14 protein-coding genes are annotated in these 16577 nt (G+C 50.3%); 9 read left to right on the top strand and 5 right to left on the bottom strand.

The features are described 5' to 3' along the window. Positions 1-4: 4 nt before the first annotated feature. Positions 5-1081, bottom strand: a complete 1077-nt coding sequence (wecB, locus tag ALO_RS00630; protein WP_004573044.1) for a non-hydrolyzing UDP-N-acetylglucosamine 2-epimerase — start codon at positions 1079-1081, stop codon at positions 5-7. Positions 1082-1408: 327 nt separating this feature from the next. On the opposite strand from wecB, the gene ALO_RS00625 reads away from it, so the two are divergent. Beyond that, complete coding sequence (locus tag ALO_RS00625; RefSeq protein ID WP_238528184.1) at positions 1409-1912, top strand: glycosyltransferase family 2 protein; 504 nt, start codon at positions 1409-1411, stop codon at positions 1910-1912. Between the two features lie 48 nt (positions 1913-1960). On the opposite strand, the gene ALO_RS00620 is transcribed toward ALO_RS00625, so the two are convergent. From ALO_RS00620 to ALO_RS00610, 3 genes are read right to left on the bottom strand one after another with little or no spacing between them, the layout of a single operon-like run. Next, positions 1961-5329, bottom strand: coding sequence for a glycosyltransferase (locus ALO_RS00620; RefSeq protein WP_004573042.1), 3369 nt, complete (start codon positions 5327-5329; stop codon positions 1961-1963). Continuing rightward, positions 5326-6396, bottom strand: coding sequence for a polysaccharide biosynthesis protein (locus ALO_RS00615; protein WP_004573041.1), 1071 nt, complete (start codon positions 6394-6396; stop codon positions 5326-5328). The genes ALO_RS00620 and ALO_RS00615 overlap by 4 nt, the downstream gene beginning before the upstream one ends. Further along, on the bottom strand, positions 6383-7297 hold the full coding sequence (locus ALO_RS00610; RefSeq protein WP_072031792.1) for a dTDP-4-dehydrorhamnose reductase family protein: 915 nt from the start codon (positions 7295-7297) through the stop codon (positions 6383-6385). Before ALO_RS00610 ends, ALO_RS00615 begins: the two co-directional genes overlap by 14 nt. A gap of 473 nt (positions 7298-7770) precedes the next feature. Between ALO_RS00610 and ALO_RS00605 the strand changes: the two genes are divergently transcribed. Together ALO_RS00605 and ALO_RS00600 are read left to right on the top strand one after the other, a co-directional pair. Continuing rightward, entirely contained in the window at positions 7771-8181 is a 411-nt protein-coding gene (locus tag ALO_RS00605) for a DoxX family protein (protein WP_004573039.1), read from the top strand. A 202-nt stretch (positions 8182-8383) separates the two neighbouring features. Next, positions 8384-9571 (top strand): MFS transporter, encoded by a 1188-nt coding sequence (locus ALO_RS00600; RefSeq protein ID WP_004573038.1) that lies wholly within the window; start codon positions 8384-8386, stop codon positions 9569-9571. A gap of 84 nt (positions 9572-9655) precedes the next feature. Here ALO_RS00600 and ALO_RS00595 read toward each other — a convergent pair whose 3' ends face one another. Next, a complete protein-coding gene (locus tag ALO_RS00595) occupies positions 9656-10636 on the bottom strand; it encodes a bile acid:sodium symporter family protein (RefSeq protein ID WP_004573037.1) in 981 nt (326 codons plus the stop codon). Positions 10637-10806: 170 nt separating this feature from the next. On the opposite strand from ALO_RS00595, the gene ALO_RS22280 reads away from it, so the two are divergent. The 6 genes from ALO_RS22280 (at position 10807) to ALO_RS00570 (ending at position 16425) form a co-directional block, all read left to right on the top strand. Continuing rightward, positions 10807-10956, top strand: a complete 150-nt coding sequence (locus ALO_RS22280; RefSeq protein ID WP_169313110.1) for a hypothetical protein — start codon at positions 10807-10809, stop codon at positions 10954-10956. 147 nt (positions 10957-11103) lie between these two features. Further along, entirely contained in the window at positions 11104-11529 is a 426-nt protein-coding gene (locus ALO_RS00590) for a Fur family transcriptional regulator (RefSeq protein ID WP_004573035.1), read from the top strand. A gap of 282 nt (positions 11530-11811) precedes the next feature. Beyond that, a complete protein-coding gene (locus tag ALO_RS00585) occupies positions 11812-12555 on the top strand; it encodes a metal ABC transporter ATP-binding protein (RefSeq protein ID WP_004573034.1) in 744 nt (247 codons plus the stop codon). Next, positions 12548-13387 carry a metal ABC transporter permease gene (locus tag ALO_RS00580; protein WP_004573033.1) on the top strand — a complete coding sequence of 280 codons (840 nt, stop codon included), beginning with the start codon at positions 12548-12550 and terminating at the stop codon, positions 13385-13387. Before ALO_RS00585 ends, ALO_RS00580 begins: the two co-directional genes overlap by 8 nt. Positions 13388-13513: 126 nt before the next feature. Then, positions 13514-14455 carry a metal ABC transporter substrate-binding protein gene (locus ALO_RS00575; RefSeq protein WP_004573032.1) on the top strand — a complete coding sequence of 314 codons (942 nt, stop codon included), beginning with the start codon at positions 13514-13516 and terminating at the stop codon, positions 14453-14455. Between the two features lie 137 nt (positions 14456-14592). After that, positions 14593-16425 (top strand): WG repeat-containing protein, encoded by a 1833-nt coding sequence (locus tag ALO_RS00570; RefSeq protein ID WP_004573031.1) that lies wholly within the window; start codon positions 14593-14595, stop codon positions 16423-16425. The last annotated feature ends 152 nt before the right edge of the window (positions 16426-16577 follow it).

Below are 16577 nucleotides of genomic sequence, written 5' to 3'. Positions count from 1 at the left end.
CTTTTTACACACCCAGGAGGATTTTAAGAACCTTCCGGCTTACATTGGCGACCCGGTATTCAGGCGGCGGTTCCCAGTTTCGGCCTTGATGCAAAACCGTTTGCACCGCCCGCAAGATGGCTGTAGGATCACAGCCGGCAATCAGATTGCTGCCGGTCTCCAGGGTTTCCGGCCGTTCGGTCACATCGCGCAGCGTTACATTCGGCGTTTTGAAAAGGCAGCACTCCTCCTGCACTGTGCCGCTGTCACTCAAAACACAGAAGGCATTTTGCTCCAGCCACACGAAATCAAACAGGCCTAATGGCTCTACGATCCGGATACCGGTACCGGCTAAGGTCTTATTTTGTTTAATCAGTTGGGAGCGGGTGCGGGGATGGAGACTGCAAATCAGCGGCAGTTCATATTCTGCATAGAGTCTATGCAAGGCTGCGATGAATTTCTCCAGACGGTCCCCGTCGTCGACATTTTCCGCCCGGTGCAGGGTTACGAGAAAATAGCCTTGATTGGCTACTCCTAGCGTCTGCAGCGCCTGACTCCGGCTAATTTGATCTGCATAATGGCTGAGAACCTCGCCAATGGGATTGCCCGTAACATAGATCCGGCTGCCGGCAATGCCTTCCCGCAGCAAATTAGCCCGGCTTCGCTCGGTGTAAGGCAAGAGAATATCGCTGCAATGATCGACAATACGACGGTTGACTTCTTCCGGCACCCGGTCATCATAGCAGCGGTTGCCTGCCTCCATGTGGTAAACCGGAATGCGCAGCCGTTTGGCGGGCAGCGCCGCTAAGGCGCTGTTGGTGTCTCCCAGTATCAGCAGGCGGTCAGGCTTTTCCTCGCTCAGCACCTGTTCGCAGCGACGGAGTATTTCGCTTATTTGACTCATGGCGGTCTGGGCGCGGCAGTCCAAATGATAATCAGGCGACCGCAGCTTTAGTTCGGTAAAAAATATATCACTTAAGGTCCGGTCAAAATTTTGGCCGGTATGCACGAGAATATGCTTACAAAGGTCATCTAGGTAAGGAATAATCCGGCTAAGACGAATGATTTCCGGCCGTGTGCCCAAAATGGTCATAATCTTCATTGCAGCAACTCCCTTGTATTCTTAGCGCTTGATCTCTGATAAAAAACACTTCGCCTTTCGAGCGCGTGGGGTGTTTTTAAAAGATTATGCAGGTAGAGTCACCTGGAGTAGCATTTTTTCACACCATTGGGACGGTAATACATACATTATAATCAAGACTAAATTTAAACTGTGGAGGCAATTAAAAACGTGGACTATGAAATAATTATCATATCCAACAGACCTCACCTTAGCCGGGAAGCGCAATCATGTTTAGCGGGTTTGAACAGCAGAATTCTTGATGGCACAAATTATCCATCGTTTTCAAAGCTGGTTAATGAGGCGATAGTGTCAAGTTGGTATGAGAAAATTATCATCTGTAATGATAAAGCCCGGCCAACGCCTGCGGCGGTGCAAAAAATTCTGACTATGCTGCAAGACGGCTGGGGTTTGGTGGGCCTTTATCGATTTGGCTTTTTTGGATTCAAAAAGGACTTGATCAGAAAGATTGGTTTTTTTGATGAACGGTTTATCGGCGGCGGTTATGAGGACAATGATTTTACCAGGCGGCTGAAAGAGGCAAATATCAGTTATTATGAAAGCGAGGAAATTGACTATATTTATTTACCCACATCCTGGCAGTATGCAAAAACTAATTTTACTAAAAATCATTTTTTTAAAAAATGGCGAGAGGAAGGAAACGTGACAACCAGGCAAATGGCCGAAGAAGATTATCCATACGACATCGGTCCGCTGCAAAACATAAACTTTACTACCTTCGACAAATCAGTTTTGTTGCCTTATAATTTCAGGTTGAAAGACATGATCATGAAAACCGATCTGGTGGATTAAATTTTTAGGGGAAGGGTTCCACGGAACCCTTCCCGGCTTGTTAAATAGCTATTTCCCTGGCTGCTGAGTTGCTTGATCAATGCTGCCTTCCTGCCAGGATAACTGCGCTCGCCGCTTGCGGCAAATCGTCAGGCCCGGGGGAACGGGAATCGTCATTAATTCATAGGCGCGGGTGTCCTGCGCCAATATTTCCGCCGCCTGACAGGCCGTGCCGCACCATTGGGGGTCCATCATAGCCTCATCTTTCGGGTGGGTATCATGCAGCAAAATGAGACCGTGGGGCGCCACAAACGGGAAAAAGCTCGTAAAGTCCTGTAACACGGCTGTCTGCGAATGATCGGCATCAATGAACAGCATATCGATTTGCAGCGGCCTTACCGCCAATTCTCTGGCAAAGTCCTGCGTCGTCCCCTTAAAAAAGCGGGTTTTCGTTGAAGATAGCATGGCCTGCCCGGCTTCGACGCTGATATCCACGCCAATTAACTCTTCCGCTAGGGGGATGATGCGGTTAAAGAGGTAACACCGGTATAGCCCAAGCTCCACATAGACCCGCGGGCGGATGAGACCGGCCAGATGAACAATAAAGTCTTCATGCCAGTTTAATTTCACGAATTTTTCGACCTCCTTGACTTGCGTATATTTGATAACGCCCCATTCACGGCCTTCATTCCGGACGATTTGACCAATGCGGGAAAAATAGAGGTGTTTGTTATATTCCCATTCAGGGGGGCCACCGCTCACATAATAGCTGTCTGACCGGGGGTGGTACAAGTGTATTGTGGAAGCGTCGGTCTGACAATACTGGCAGCCATTGCTTAATAAGCGCTGGATAAAGTCATTGTCATCATAGGCCATGCCGACAAAATCCTCATCATATCCCCCAATCGCAACATACTGGCTGCGGTGAAGGGCCATCAGAAAGGGCAGCGTGACAGTTAAGGCGGCGCATTGGTCATAGCTATCCGGATCAGAGGCTCCGTCATGGTTATTGATATATGCCAGAAACCTTCCATCGCGGTCATCCTTGCCGGTGGGAATGCCCAGCAGTTTGGGATTTTCTAAAATGGGCGGCACAAGCCTGGCGATGGTGTCATTGACATGAAACATTTCGGCGCAGCCGATGACCAAAATATCGCCGCAGGATTGTTGTACGCCGATATTCATGGCAAAACCGGGTACCCGCCACACCACTTGACCGTTTAGATTTCTTTGCCCGGTAAATACATACTTCAGATTGAGCTTTTCCTTGAACTCATTGCAAACGGCTTCAGTTTCATCCTGTAAGCCGTCATTCACCACAATGGTTTCAAAATCAAAAGGGATATCCTGGCGGGCTAAGGACCATAAACCCCATCTTAACAAGTGTACCCTTTGGAATGTAGTTAAAATGATCGATACTTTATGCCGGGCTGTTTTTGCTTGCTGCTCCTGTTTAGCTATCATGCACTCCTGAAAAACTGCAGTCAGCAGCTGGCGCCATTTTTCGCCCGAATCCGGCGCAGCGGGAATTATGGTGAAATCATATTCGGCATAAGAGTGGGCAATATCGATAGAGTGGGTTGCAAGCCTATTGGCCTGCCGTAAATTCGCTTCCTGCTGCTCGCTTGCCGTACCGCTGGCGCGGAGATCCTCCTGCAGCAAAGCGATGGTGTAACGAGTGGGATCAATGAGCGGCAGGCGGGTGGCATCCTGAATAATGACCTCTGTATCGGGATACTGTTCCTCTAGATCACTGCGGGCCCGGGCGGCATAATCGCCCGGATTGTCGGCTGCGGAGGCGCCAAGGCTGACTGAGGCGGGCAAGGCGGCAAGCAGGGCGTCTTCTAAACCTGGGGCGACTGCTGCTGCCATGGCTAGGGCGACTTTTACCGGACGCACCGGAGTTTCCGGGGATTCCGGGCTATCTATTTCGCCCCACTGGAAGTGATAAACAATACTGCCGAAAGCCGTTTGATGCTTGATCCCCATGGCCTGGAGCTTCAAGATCAAGGCTGTGTCGCCGGAAATGCAAGGTTCTCCCCGCCGGGCGATCACCGGCCGGTAAAGATCGCTGCCAAAGGCCACCTGCCCTTCCGGGTAGCCTCCGGCCCGCTCAAAATGTTCCTTGCGGATCAGAAGGGGCATAAACAGGCCGCCGTCCGCTGTTTTAGCTTCCGCTAATTGACAGGCATACTGCAGAAACTGGCTTTCTTGATAGGAGGCGTAATCCCGGCCAAAGTTTTTTTCCACTCCGTATTGACCGCTGGGCAATTTTCCCGATTCCACCAAGCGGGAGGCGACGCAGTTTGCTCCGTTATAGGCCTGCCATAAATGATCAAACCAACCCGGCGTAAAAGCCATGTCGGAATTAATGAACACAATAAAATCTCCCCGGGCCTTGCTGACTGCAAAATTATAGGCCCGGTATACATTATTGACATACCATTCCCCTTGCTGTTTGGGAGTGTTCTCATGAATATAGTGCGGTATATAATGTTCCTGCAAATGGCTCAGCACAGCAGTGTTAGCATCATTGGCGACAAAGAAAAACTCCTTTTCAGTCATGTCGGTATAGCGCAAGACCTGCTCACGAACGAAATCCAGCCAGCCAACGCTTTTATAGACTAAACATATGATGGAGAATTTGGGCTTAAACACTTCTTCCCGGTACTGTTCCACATAAGCCAGGGACTCAACGAATTTCATAGGCTGCGGAGCTTCATCGTCCAGCCACAGACCTTCCGGAAACAGCTCACGGGGGACCTTTGTCACCGTTAGGCTTTCTTCACTGATCAAACGGTCAAGCATGTTATAACCGCGTTGTCCGTGGGAGCGATAAACCAGATATTTATATGCCAGGTTTCGCTCGGAAGCGAAGCCATAGTGCAGCACCTGAATGTCTTCGGCCCAGGCCATGCGCTGAATTGTTACCGGATGCGGCTTTTGATGCAACCCTGGTTTCGGCTCATAGAAGTGAATGCCGGGGACTACCCGCCATAGGCGGCAAAACCAGCCCTGGTCAAATAAACTGTCCAACCGCCGCCAGGAATGGCTGCGCCACAGATTCAGCTCGTGGAAGCATACGCCGTCCAGCTGTTGCACTTCACATGCGGTGCACCATTTTTGCAGGCAATCTGCGGCATTAGCGGTTAAAACTTCGTCCGCATCCAGCCATAAGATGTAATCCGGATTCAGTTTCAAGGCTTCCTGCAGCAGGAGTTGTTTATGGCGCTGTTCGTTGGCGAAATCATTTTCTGTCCCGCGCAGGACATAGGGCGTTTGCTGCAGCATATATTCGTAGCTGCCGTCGGTGCTGCCGTCGTCATAGACGACTAAATCCTCGACCAGAGGTTTTACGTAGGTTACGAATCGTTCCAGGTTTCCTTTGCGCAGTTCATTATAGATCTGGCACATGCACACAATCTTATATTTTTTCATCGTAAAAATTCCCCGTCTCTGTTAGTATCTTGATCTGTTTCCTGCAGCAAATGGTGTTTTGTCAACAGCGCCGCTGTTTCGGCGAAAGTCATGACAAAATCACCGGAACTGTATTCTTTGGACAAGGCCTGCAGCCCGGGCGCCGTTTTCGCCAGCTCGGGAAGCATTGATTTGATGGCATAATAATTGCCGCGATCATAGGTCCGCCAGGACTCTTCTTCGGAAACAAGAATTTCATGGACTTTTTCTCCCGGACGAATGCCGGTATAGGTCAGAGATATATTTCTGTCCCCGATTATGGCTTTGGCCACATCGACAATACGGGCTGCGGGAATTTTCGGTATATATATCTCACCTGGCGCAGCCTCTTGAAGGGCGGCAAAAATGGTATCAACCGCACTTTCCAAGGGCAGCAGGAACCGGGTCATTTCCTGGGTGGTAATTGTGACCGGGCCGCCATGCCTGATTTGTTCATGGAACAGGGGGATGACAGAACCCCGGGAAGCCAGCACATTGCCATAGCGTACACAAATAAACCTGGTCTGGGGAATGGTCACATTAGCGGCAATAAACAGCCGCTCCTGAAGGGCCTTGGAAATACCCATGGCATTCACCGGTTTGCAGGCTTTATCCGTAGAGACTCCCACCACTGTTTCTATGAGAAGCTTATGTTCGCATATTGCCCGGACGATATTTTCTGCGCCAAGCACATTGGTCAATACCGCCTCATAAGGAAAGTACTCGCAGGAAGGCACCTGTTTAAGGGCGGCGGCATTGATGACGATGTCCGCATCCCTTAAAACCGAACAAACAGAATGATAATTGCGGATGTCCCCGATTCTGAACTCAATGAGCCGGGCAAAATTATCATAGATTACCTCATCGGTAGCCGTTCTTTTGTGCTGGTATTCTACCCGCATGGCGTGCTGCTTCGCTTCATCCCGCGAGAAGATGATGATCTTCCGGGGAGAGCCGAGTTCCTTTTGCAGGAGCCGGCGGGTCAGCACTTTGCCCAGTGAACCGGTACCGCCGGTAATTGCAATCACTTTATTATCAAACAGCGCCATGCTCATTCCCCCTTAACTGCATCGTTTTGCTTGTTTGCGCATGATTCTTGTGCATGGCATGGATCAGTTCCGGCCAAGCGGGCGGTTTATAGCCTGTGAGGGCACGAAATGCCGCAGAGTCCAGTGACCGGTCAAGCCGGGTATTGTCTTCCGGTTCAATGATCAGGCTGGTTTCATACTGAGCATTGATGAGCTGCAGCAAATCATATTTCGAGATTGGATCGGCAGACAGGTGGTAAAGCCCCGTCAGCTCCGGCCGGGGAATGATATAATCCCTGATAATGCGCGAAAGTTCAATGGTGGGAAAGCCGGAATAAATAGCCTTTCTAAAACCGCGTACCGTTTCCTTTTGAGCCAGGAACCATTCCAATAATCCACGTTTTCCTTTTAATTCATGCCCAATGATCGAAGTGCGCAGGGTGATGCAGTGAGAATAAGCGACTTCGCCGAGATATTTGGTTCTTCCATAGAGATCATCTGCATTGGCAATATCCTGTTCGATATACCCTCCTTTTTCTCCGTTAAAGACGCAATCCGTACTGATATGGATCATGCGTGCGCCGGCTGCAGCGCACAGCAAGGCAACACGATGCGGCAGCAAAGCGTTCATGGCAATCGCTGTGAGCGGATCTTTGGCCTCCGGCACTTGCTTAATGATGCCAATGCAATTGACCAGGATGTCTGGCTTCACTGCCGCAAAAACATTTACCAGACTCTCTGGTTGCTGTACATCAACATTGCCGTATACTTTTTTCATTCTGTCCGGGGGAAGCCAACGCGACAGTTCATGTTCCGAGCGGACTGATGTATAGACGTCAAGGTCGGCGGCCTCTTCCGAAAGGAAACGGAACAAAGTGTGTCCCAGCATCCCTGAGCCTCCTAAGATCAGCACCTTTCTCATACAATGGTCACAACCTTCAAGAAAAAATTTCCACGCCTTTTGTACAGGTGCGTGGATCGGTCAGTCTCCTGATCTATTGTATTCAGGCGGGCCCGGATGTGCTCATCCGGAAGCGGAGCCATTGTTAGGAATATTGACAAGGATTGCCGGCACCGGTGACTGGCCAAAGAGTTCCTCAAGATTGGTCGGATTTAGACAGGATTGTTCTACAAAGTGAGGAATACTATAAAAAGATATCTTTAAACGCGGTACGATCTGCTGTATACTGAATACGACCACAGACCTCGCCGGTATTCATTATCAGGCGGCTGTATATAGGACATGCCCCTTCTTTCAACGGCTTTAGTTATGGAAATGATGCAGGCACCTGAAGATGGCAGCATGGGAGAAATGGATCAAAGTTAGCCCAATTAGAAGTAAATCGTTAGGAGACCGTTGAAACACATACTATTAAAAGGAGAAGTGGAATTTTTATGCTTTCAGTAAGAAAATCTTCGAGCAAATACCGGGACGCGGGGTTACTGCTCCTGCGTTTAGGTATCGGGCTGATGTTTATGTATCATGGCTATCCTAAGGTTATGGGCGGGGAGGCGGCCTGGGTAAAGGTAGGCGGGGCGATGCAGCATGTCGGCATCACGTTTATGCCTGTGCTCTGGGGATTTCTCGCGGCTTTCTCTGAGTTTGCCGGCGGATTCTTGCTGGCGGTGGGATATATGTTCCGCCCGGCATGCATCCTGCTAACCTGCACCATGGCTGTGGCTGTGACGATGAAGTTTGCTACAGGCGCCGGCTTGGCAGGGGCCAGCCAGGCATTGGAATTGGGGATCGTAGTCGTGAGCCTGATGCTGATCGGAGCGGGAAAATACAGCTTTGATAAGGGTTAAGGCCGATATTGTCCCAGACCCGTTTCGGGCGGATGCGCTAACTGCCGCTTTAAGGCAGTTAGCCTTTTCCTTTTGCGCTATCTCTCATTTTTGCGGTTTATTGCCGCTTGCAACCGGGAGTGGGATTTGTTAGACTCATTACATTGTTAAGAACGACTATATTTGGTATATAAGTAAAGGCCCTAAGTGAAAGGAGCATATCATGGAAAATTCCCGACAGTATCAAAGCGGCTGTTATATAGCGTTACTAACCGCCGGCCATTTCCTGAGCGATTTTTATGTGACTTTTTTGCCGGGATTGCTGCCGATGGTCATCGAAAGGCTGGGATTGTCGTTAACTTTAAGCGGACTTTTAGTCATGATCTATTCCTTTACCTCCAATCTTCTGCAGCCGGTGTTCGGCTACTATGTGGATAAAAGCGGCTATAGCTGGATGGTGCTGCTGACCATTCCGGTCAGTGCGGTGTTTATTTGTCTGTCTGCTGCTGCCGACAGCATTTTTACCCTGTTTCTCTATATTACTTTGTCCGGGTTAGCCGCCTCCCTGTTTCACCCCCTTGCTTCGGCTTTGCTCGGTAAGGTATCCACAGCGGAAAATAAGGGGCTGGGCATGTCGTTTTTTATCGGCGGCGGCAATTTCGGCGTGGCGGCCGCTCCGGCTGTGGTCATGTTTTTCCTGTTTTACTTTAGCGCCGATCAGCTGATTTGGCTGGCTATACCCGGCCTGTTGGTGACCTGGGGATACTATTGGACCGGGATGCACCGGATGCCTCTGGGCCGGGTGCCTCAAATCCAAGATACGGCCAGTCAAAATTCCGTTCCCTGGTATCGTTCGGCCAGTTTGCTGAAATTGAATGTGGTGATGGGCTTACGCGCCTGGCCGCAGTCCGTCATCCCCAATTTTATGCCGGTGTGGCTGTTGCAGCAGGGGCATTCGCCGGCATTGGCCGGCTCGATGATTACGGTTTTCCTGTTTGGCGGCGCGATCGGCAGTATCTTCGGCGGCTATCTGGGAGACCGCATGGGCCGCAAACCATGCATTATCGCCTCGCTGGCTATTTGCATTCCGGCGCTTTATGTGTTTTTGGCCAGCCGGGAGGTGACGCTTCTGACCTGGGCAGCTTTGTGGATTAGCGGCGCCTGCTTGCAGGCCACACTGCCCTCGTCAGTGGTCTGGGCTCAGGAAATGCTGCCCGCCAACGCGGCTATGGCTTCCGGCATGATGATGGGATTGGCTTTCGGTTTGGGCGGGGGCGGGCGCTGCCATTACCGGGCTGATTGCCGATTTTATTGGCCTGCAGCAGGCATTGCTGCTGTTGATTGTGCCACTGGTACTGGCTGTCGGCATTGCGGCGATGATTCCCGACAAAAAAACGGCGCTGACGTCTGAACCATCCGTTAATTAAAACGCAGAATAACATAAAAAAGGCAGCGAGGTCGTTTGAACTGAACCCGCTGCCTTTTTTACATGCAATTATACGTTGGTCGTTGTTTCATTATATTTATCGATGCACCGGAATAGCTGGGGGATGATGGCTGCCAGGGGCTGCTGAAACAGCATGGCTAGTATAATCGGGATAGCCACCGCCGGCGGGAAATAGGTCATGGCCATCACCAAGCCGAAACTGATGTTGCGCATGCCGACGGTATAGATCATGGTAAAGGCAGATTCCCGGCGGTGTTCCTTCAAAGGCAGGGACCCAAGGAAGCCCAGCAGATAGCCGGCAGCAACCGTGAGGAATACAACTATAAGGATTTTAAGGACCGACATGCTCCAATGGATGGAGGGCGCAACAATGGCTGCGTTCAGGAAAATCACCAGGAAAAAGGCCACTTTGGACGACAGGCCGCCGATACTGTTGGCGAAGGAAGTCAGTTTGCCATGCGTCAGATCATTGGCTGCCATGCCAATTAAACTAGGAATTGTTACCATGATCAATAATTGATAAGCCATGGACAGGTAATCGATTTGCAGTGTCTTGCCGATGATGATTTTGAAAAATAACGGCAGCAAAACCGGTACGATAAGGGTGTCCAAGGTAACAACGACCAGGGCCAGGGCAGCGTTTGCCTTGGTGATGGATACCCAGATCAGCGAGGTAACCCCGATAGGAATGGAGGCGCTGATGAGGAATCCCAACCGGACTGACTCATTGTCCGGAAAAAATAGCAGGCCGATCAGCCAGGCTAACAGTGGTGCCGCCAAATGAATTAACGCCAATATCCACAAGGGAAGCCAGGGCTTACCCAGGACTCCGATAAATTTTTTCAGACTAGTCCCTAAGGCGGTTATAAACGTCATATAGGCGAATGCGCCGATGATGACCGGTTTTATATAAAATGCGTTCTTTGGGATATCCAGTATAAATCCGCAAAAAATTCCTGACAGCACCAGATAGAACATGCGCTGCCCGAACCATTGATTCCAGCATGCGGCAATCCTTGTTATATTCACATTTAATCCCCGCTCTCTCCAATATAGTATACAGAACTCATCTTTTGGCTCAATCGTAACAAGCCCTGGATAGTTTGTCAACAATCCGTCATGCCTGTATTCCCTGCTGCATATATTATGAGGCATATTGAAAAATTGCCATTGTGCGGGCAATGAGAGAAAGAGTAGTTATGCCTCAGACGATTATGCCGCTGCAACCGATTCTGACCGGTATTACACTGGAAGCTCTGTGGGCGGCCGACATATCCACGCTTTGGATTTATCGCCGGCCAGCATTGAACGCCGGGAAACCGCTCTGGAGAAATATAGGGGTATCCTGAAAAATACGGGGCTAATGCTGATGCATGGGCCCCCTGTTTTTTATGTCTGCAGGAAAGAATAGCGCCGGCTCTTGTTTCCGCTATATAAATAAGGTAGTATTGTAAATAGTAATATTATTAATTAGAAATCAGGAGGATTTAGAAGCAGTGGAAGAGATCATCGCTTTGCTGCGGCAAAAGAATTGTAAGATCACCCCCCAGCGCCGGGCTGTCATTCAGGCTCTTAGCGACAGCGACCAGTTCCCGACCGCCCAGGCAATCCTGGAGTATGTCAGAAAAATCCACCCGGACATGGGCTTAGATACAGTCTACCGCAACCTGAATTTGCTGGTTTCCCTGGGAGTGGTCAACCAAATCAGTGTACCCGGCCGGGATGGCAACGTGTTTGAACTGGTGGCCCATCCACATCACCATCACCTGATCTGCCTGAAGTGCGGCAAGGCCAAGTGCCTGTCTTACTGTCCGGTGAACCAGGAAGAATTGAGCAGAGTTACCGGCCAGGAAGAGTTTGAAGTCGTAGGGCACTCGCTGGAATTCTACGGCTATTGCCAGCAATGTCGGGGGGACCGGTGAAAAAGGCTCATCTGCGTTGTTAGTCCTGCGGGCGTTCGACGTACCCTCACGTACAGTCTCACGCCCGGCCTCGTCGTATCAGACTTTATGACTTTTCGGGAGAGTGGTAACAGATGACGATCTGCCATGAGCCGAAGAATCACTTAAATTCTGCACTGTTTGGAGACGCAGAGCGTCTCTCTACCATTCCTGGCATCCGGACCTTTTTGAACGGTCCCTGCTTCAAGGATGGAGATAGTTTGCGGCAAATTTTTTCAAAAGTTTAAGGAGAGTGAACCTTGGTTGAACATATTTGAATTAGAGAATATATCCTTTGCCTATAATCAGAATGTAGTAGTATTTAATCAAATCAGCTTCTCGGTCAGACAGGGGGATTTTGTGGCTTTGGTGGGGCCTAACGGGGCGGGGAAATCTACGTTGCTCAAGTTGTGCGTCGGATTGCTCAAACCTCAGAGCGGACAGGTCAGGCTTTTTGGCGAGCCTGTGTCCCGGTTTGACGGCTGGGCCAAGATTGGTTATGTGCCCCAAAATCCCTTGAAAGACCGGCAATTCCCCGTGACAGTGGAGGAGATTGTGGCCATGGGACGAACGGCGCTGGTTGGAATGGGACGCAGCCTGAGACCGGAGGACAAGGCTGGTATTGACAATGCCCTTCATCTAACAGGACTGAATTCCTATCGTCATCGCATGATCGGCCAATTGTCCGGTGGACAGCAGCAAAGGGCTTTTGTCGCCCGGGCGCTGGCTTCCCGGCCGGAAGTGCTGGCCCTGGACGAGCCTACTGCCGGTGTCGACGCTTTGGCCCGGGATGATCTGTATTCCCTGTTGGCTGAACTGAATGCGGGGAAAGCGGTGACCATCGCCATTGTCTCCCATGATGTAGACGTCATCTCCCGCTACGCCACTCAGGTGGCCTGCATTAACCATGGCGTCACTTATTATGGCGAACCGGGCCGGTCCGGTAACAGGACGGCTCAAAACCAGGAGATTAATCATGTAAAGGCGGGGAATATAGTTCATGCTTGAGATACTGGAATTTGACTTTATGCGGAGGGCCTTGATTGCCGGGCTGTTAGCAGGGATCATCTGTCCGGTCATCGGCGCCTTTATCGTTATGCGCCGGCAATCCCTGATCGGTGACGGCCTGGGGCATATTGCCTTTGCCGGTGTGGTCCTGGGCTGGCTGACCGGGTTCTATCCGGTATTGACCGCTACAGCGGTTACGGTGGCTGCCGGTCTGGGGATTGAAGAACTCAGGGACCGCAAGCCGGCGTTTGCCGACATGATTCTGGCTGTTTTTTCTTATGCCGGCATCGGTATCGCTGTTTTATTAAGCAGCATGAGCAAAATGAGCAATGTCAGTCTTATCGGCTATCTGTTCGGCAGCATCGTGACAGTCAGCCCGGAGGATGTGGTGACCATCGGTATCCTGGCGACAGTGGTCTTGGTGACAGTAAAGGTCATTTATAAAGAATTGCTGTTTTTGACCTTTGATCCTGAGGTGGCTTTCGTCAGCGGACTGCCGGCCAAAGCCGTCAACCTTTTATTTGCCGCCCTCACGGCTGTTACCGTGTCAGTCTCCATGCGCATTGTCGGGATATTGCTGGTTTCCGCCCTTATCGTCATCCCGGTAGCGGCCAGCCTGCAGATTTCCCGCAGTTTCCGCCGCACCCTGATCAACGCGGTGCTGATTTCTGAAGTCTCTGTACTGGTAGGTTTGGTAACCTCCTTTTACCTGAATGCGGCGTCTGGCAGTACGATTGTGCTTACCGCAGTGATTCTTTTTGCTTTGTCATTTTTGGCAAAACAGTTTGTTCTCGACCGGGCAGGGCGGGTTAAGCTGTCCCGGCCAGGATGAAATGCCGGTATGTGATTCCCGATTACGCTTTTTCCAATCATGCAGTTGACACAGCAATATGTGGAATATATAATTGAAATCAAGAATAATACTAATTAGGAATATTATTATCAAAGGTGTGATTGTGTGAGAAAAGCGATGCTGCGTTTTGGGGGATTAGTGATCGTTGGTCTGTTAGTGGTTGCTATGATACCGTCTTTTTCATCTGTGGCATTTTCAGATAGCAAACCAACGGTAGTAACGACAATTTATCCCCTTTATGAATTTGCCCGACAGGTGTTCGGCCAGAGAGCCGAAGTGGTCCTTTTGACCCCGCCGGGAGTGGAACCACATGACTGGGAGCCCGGACCGGCAGATCTGGTGAAAGTAAAGAAAGCAAAACTGTTTATTTATAACGGCGCAGGTATGGAGCCCTGGGTTGAATCCATTAAAAACACCGTACTGGCAGGAAAGAATGTAGTGAATGTCAGCCAGGCTGTGACTCTGATCGCTGCCGCTGAAGAGGATGAGGACCATGAGGAAGATGGGCATGGTCATAGCCATGGTCATCTGGACCCTCATATCTGGCTGGATCCGGTTAACGCCCAGGATATAGTGGGGCGAATCGCTCAGGCAGCCAAAGAAATCGATCCGGCTAACGCCACTCGGTATGAAGCCAATGCTCAGTCCTACATAGCCCAATTGGCCGCATTGCATGCCGAATACATCGCCGTCTTCAATCAGGTCTCCCGCCGGGAGCTGATTACCACCCATGCGGCGTTTGGCTATCTTGCCAAACGTTATGGGTTGGTGCAGGAAGCTATCATGGGATTGGAACCGGATGCCGAGCCTTCACCGGAAAAAATGACCCAAATTATTCGCCACATCAAAGCTCACAATATAAAATATATTTTTGCCGAAACTCTGTTGAGTCCCAAACTGGCCCAGACCATCGCCAGTGAAACCGGCGTCAGGGTCCTGGTCCTGAATCCTTTGGAAGGGTTGACCGATCAGGAGGTTGCACAAGGGAAAAACTACCTGTCCGTCATGCGGGAGAACCTGAGTCAATTAAAACAGGCTTTACAATAAAGAGCCATAGACAACCAGTTATCAGTCCGGATTCTTTGTCCGGACTTTAATTTTTTGTATTGTTTTATATGCCGCAGGCAGCGAATATGATATGATAAAGCTGATTGATTCCGCATGATTGTTGGAGGTAATGAACTGTGAATAAATATTGGGGCAAGGTGCTATTTTGCGGTCTGGTCGCTCTCTTTGTTTTGGGCGGGGCGCCGCCAGAGGTTCAGGCGGCACGGGCAGGACGAAATTCACCGGCTGCCAGTGTGATCATTACGCCCAGCTTGTTTCCTGCCTATGTGGCTGACGGCAGCGTCAAACAGTGGGGATACATTAACCGGCAGGGAAAGTTTCAAATAACGCCGCGTTATGAGTGGGTTTATGATTATGAACCCAATGGGCTGGCCCGTGTGATGGAAAAAGGGAAAGTCGGAGTCATCAACGGCAAAGGCCGTTATCTATTTGAACCGGTGTATCAGTCGGTCACGCCCTTTTCCGGTGGGGTGGCAGTGGCTTTTGACGGAAAAATATATCAAGTTTTGCATGAGTCCGGCAAAGTAATATACCGGAGTGAAGACTATGTTGGCCCATTTTCGGAAGGACTGGCCGTAATTCGCAAAATTACGCCCCAAAAGCAGCGGTTGTACGGCTATATTGATGCCCGGGGGCAAACAGTGATTGAACCGCAGTTTTCATTTGCCTCTGATTTCCGGCAGCAGAGGGCGATTGTCCAGTCTGTATCCGGCCAATATCAGATCATTGACCGGGAGGGCAGGGTGCTGCTGGAGTCTGATCTGCCGCCGCAAGAAGCCGCGGGCGGCATTGTTACTCTGCGTTATGGGGATGATGAGTTTGGCTATAAGGCACTAACTGGCACCGAACTATTCCCCGGCCGGTTTTATTATGCCGGCCCCTTTGAGGACGATCTGGCGATTGTAAACATTTCCCCCAATTATATGCGTCCCCAATATGGGGTCATAAATAAAGAAGGAAATTACGCGATAGAGCCTGAGTATGCCAGAATTCAATCCATCGGCGGCGGTCTGTTTGCCGTCAGTTCCCGCGGCATGGGCGCCGGCGGCGACACATTCAGCCCTAAAGCTATTTTTGACGGCAACGGCAAACAGTTGACCGATTTCCGCTACTTTGAAATCGGTAATTTTTCCCAGAATGTAGTACCGGTCAGTGAAGATCATGTTACCTATTTTCTCAATAAAAACGGGGAAAAAATCGATGACCTGCCCCAACTGGCCGGAGTCGGCGTGGTTATAGTGCAAGGAGATGTGATCAAGGCTAATATTGACGACGATTTAATGTATCTAACCAAGAGCGGTAAAGTCATTTGGCAGGCTGCCACTGAATGGAATCTCGCCGGCAGCTTGCTGCGGACCTTTAAATACCGCCCTGACCGGGCTATGCTGATTAAGTATCCTCAGGTACTGGAACATAAAGACCCGATTGTGCGGGATCTGCTGAACGGACAGCTAAAGGCGCTGTTTGTCGGTGATCAGCCTGTCTCTCCTCAGGAGGACGGGATGTATACAGCCAGCGCTACCGTTAATTTTTCTTTGCGCCAGCAACAGGATCTCCTGATTATCGAAAAAAATGGCTATTACTATCCCGTCGGAGCGGCTCACGGCATGCCGTCGCGCCAATACTATCATTTTAACTTCAAGACCGGCCGGAGATACTATCTGGCGGACTTGTTCCAACCGGACAGCGACTACCAGGATGCCATTACCCAGCGCATCAACAGCATGATCAGCACCGCCAGCGAACAGAAACTCTATTACGGAGAGCAACTGGAATCCATCCGGCCGGACCAGGAGTTCAGTGTTACCGAGACAGGGCTGAAAGTCATCTTCCAGCCTTATGAAATCGCCCCTTATGCGGCTGGGTTCCCTGAGTTTGTTATTCCCTGGGGAGAACTGATGGATATGGTGGATGCCACGGGCGGGTTTTGGAAGGCATTTCGAAATTAGAAAAGAATAAGCAGGGTAAAAGCCAGTCGGACGCGATACACACATCCGGCTGGCTTTGAAGTTTCTTTTTTCAGAAAGGATTTTGGTTGTACAGGTATTCCGGGGTTTGACGCTTACGGAGAAAATGAGATGACTCCTTTGATTGCATCTTT

Source organism: Acetonema longum DSM 6540 (assembly GCF_000219125.1).
Taxonomy (GTDB): Bacteria; Bacillota; Negativicutes; order Sporomusales; family Acetonemataceae; genus Acetonema; species Acetonema longum.
The sequence above is the reverse complement of the archived record's forward strand: the minus strand, read 5'-3'. Positions and strand labels throughout refer to the sequence as shown.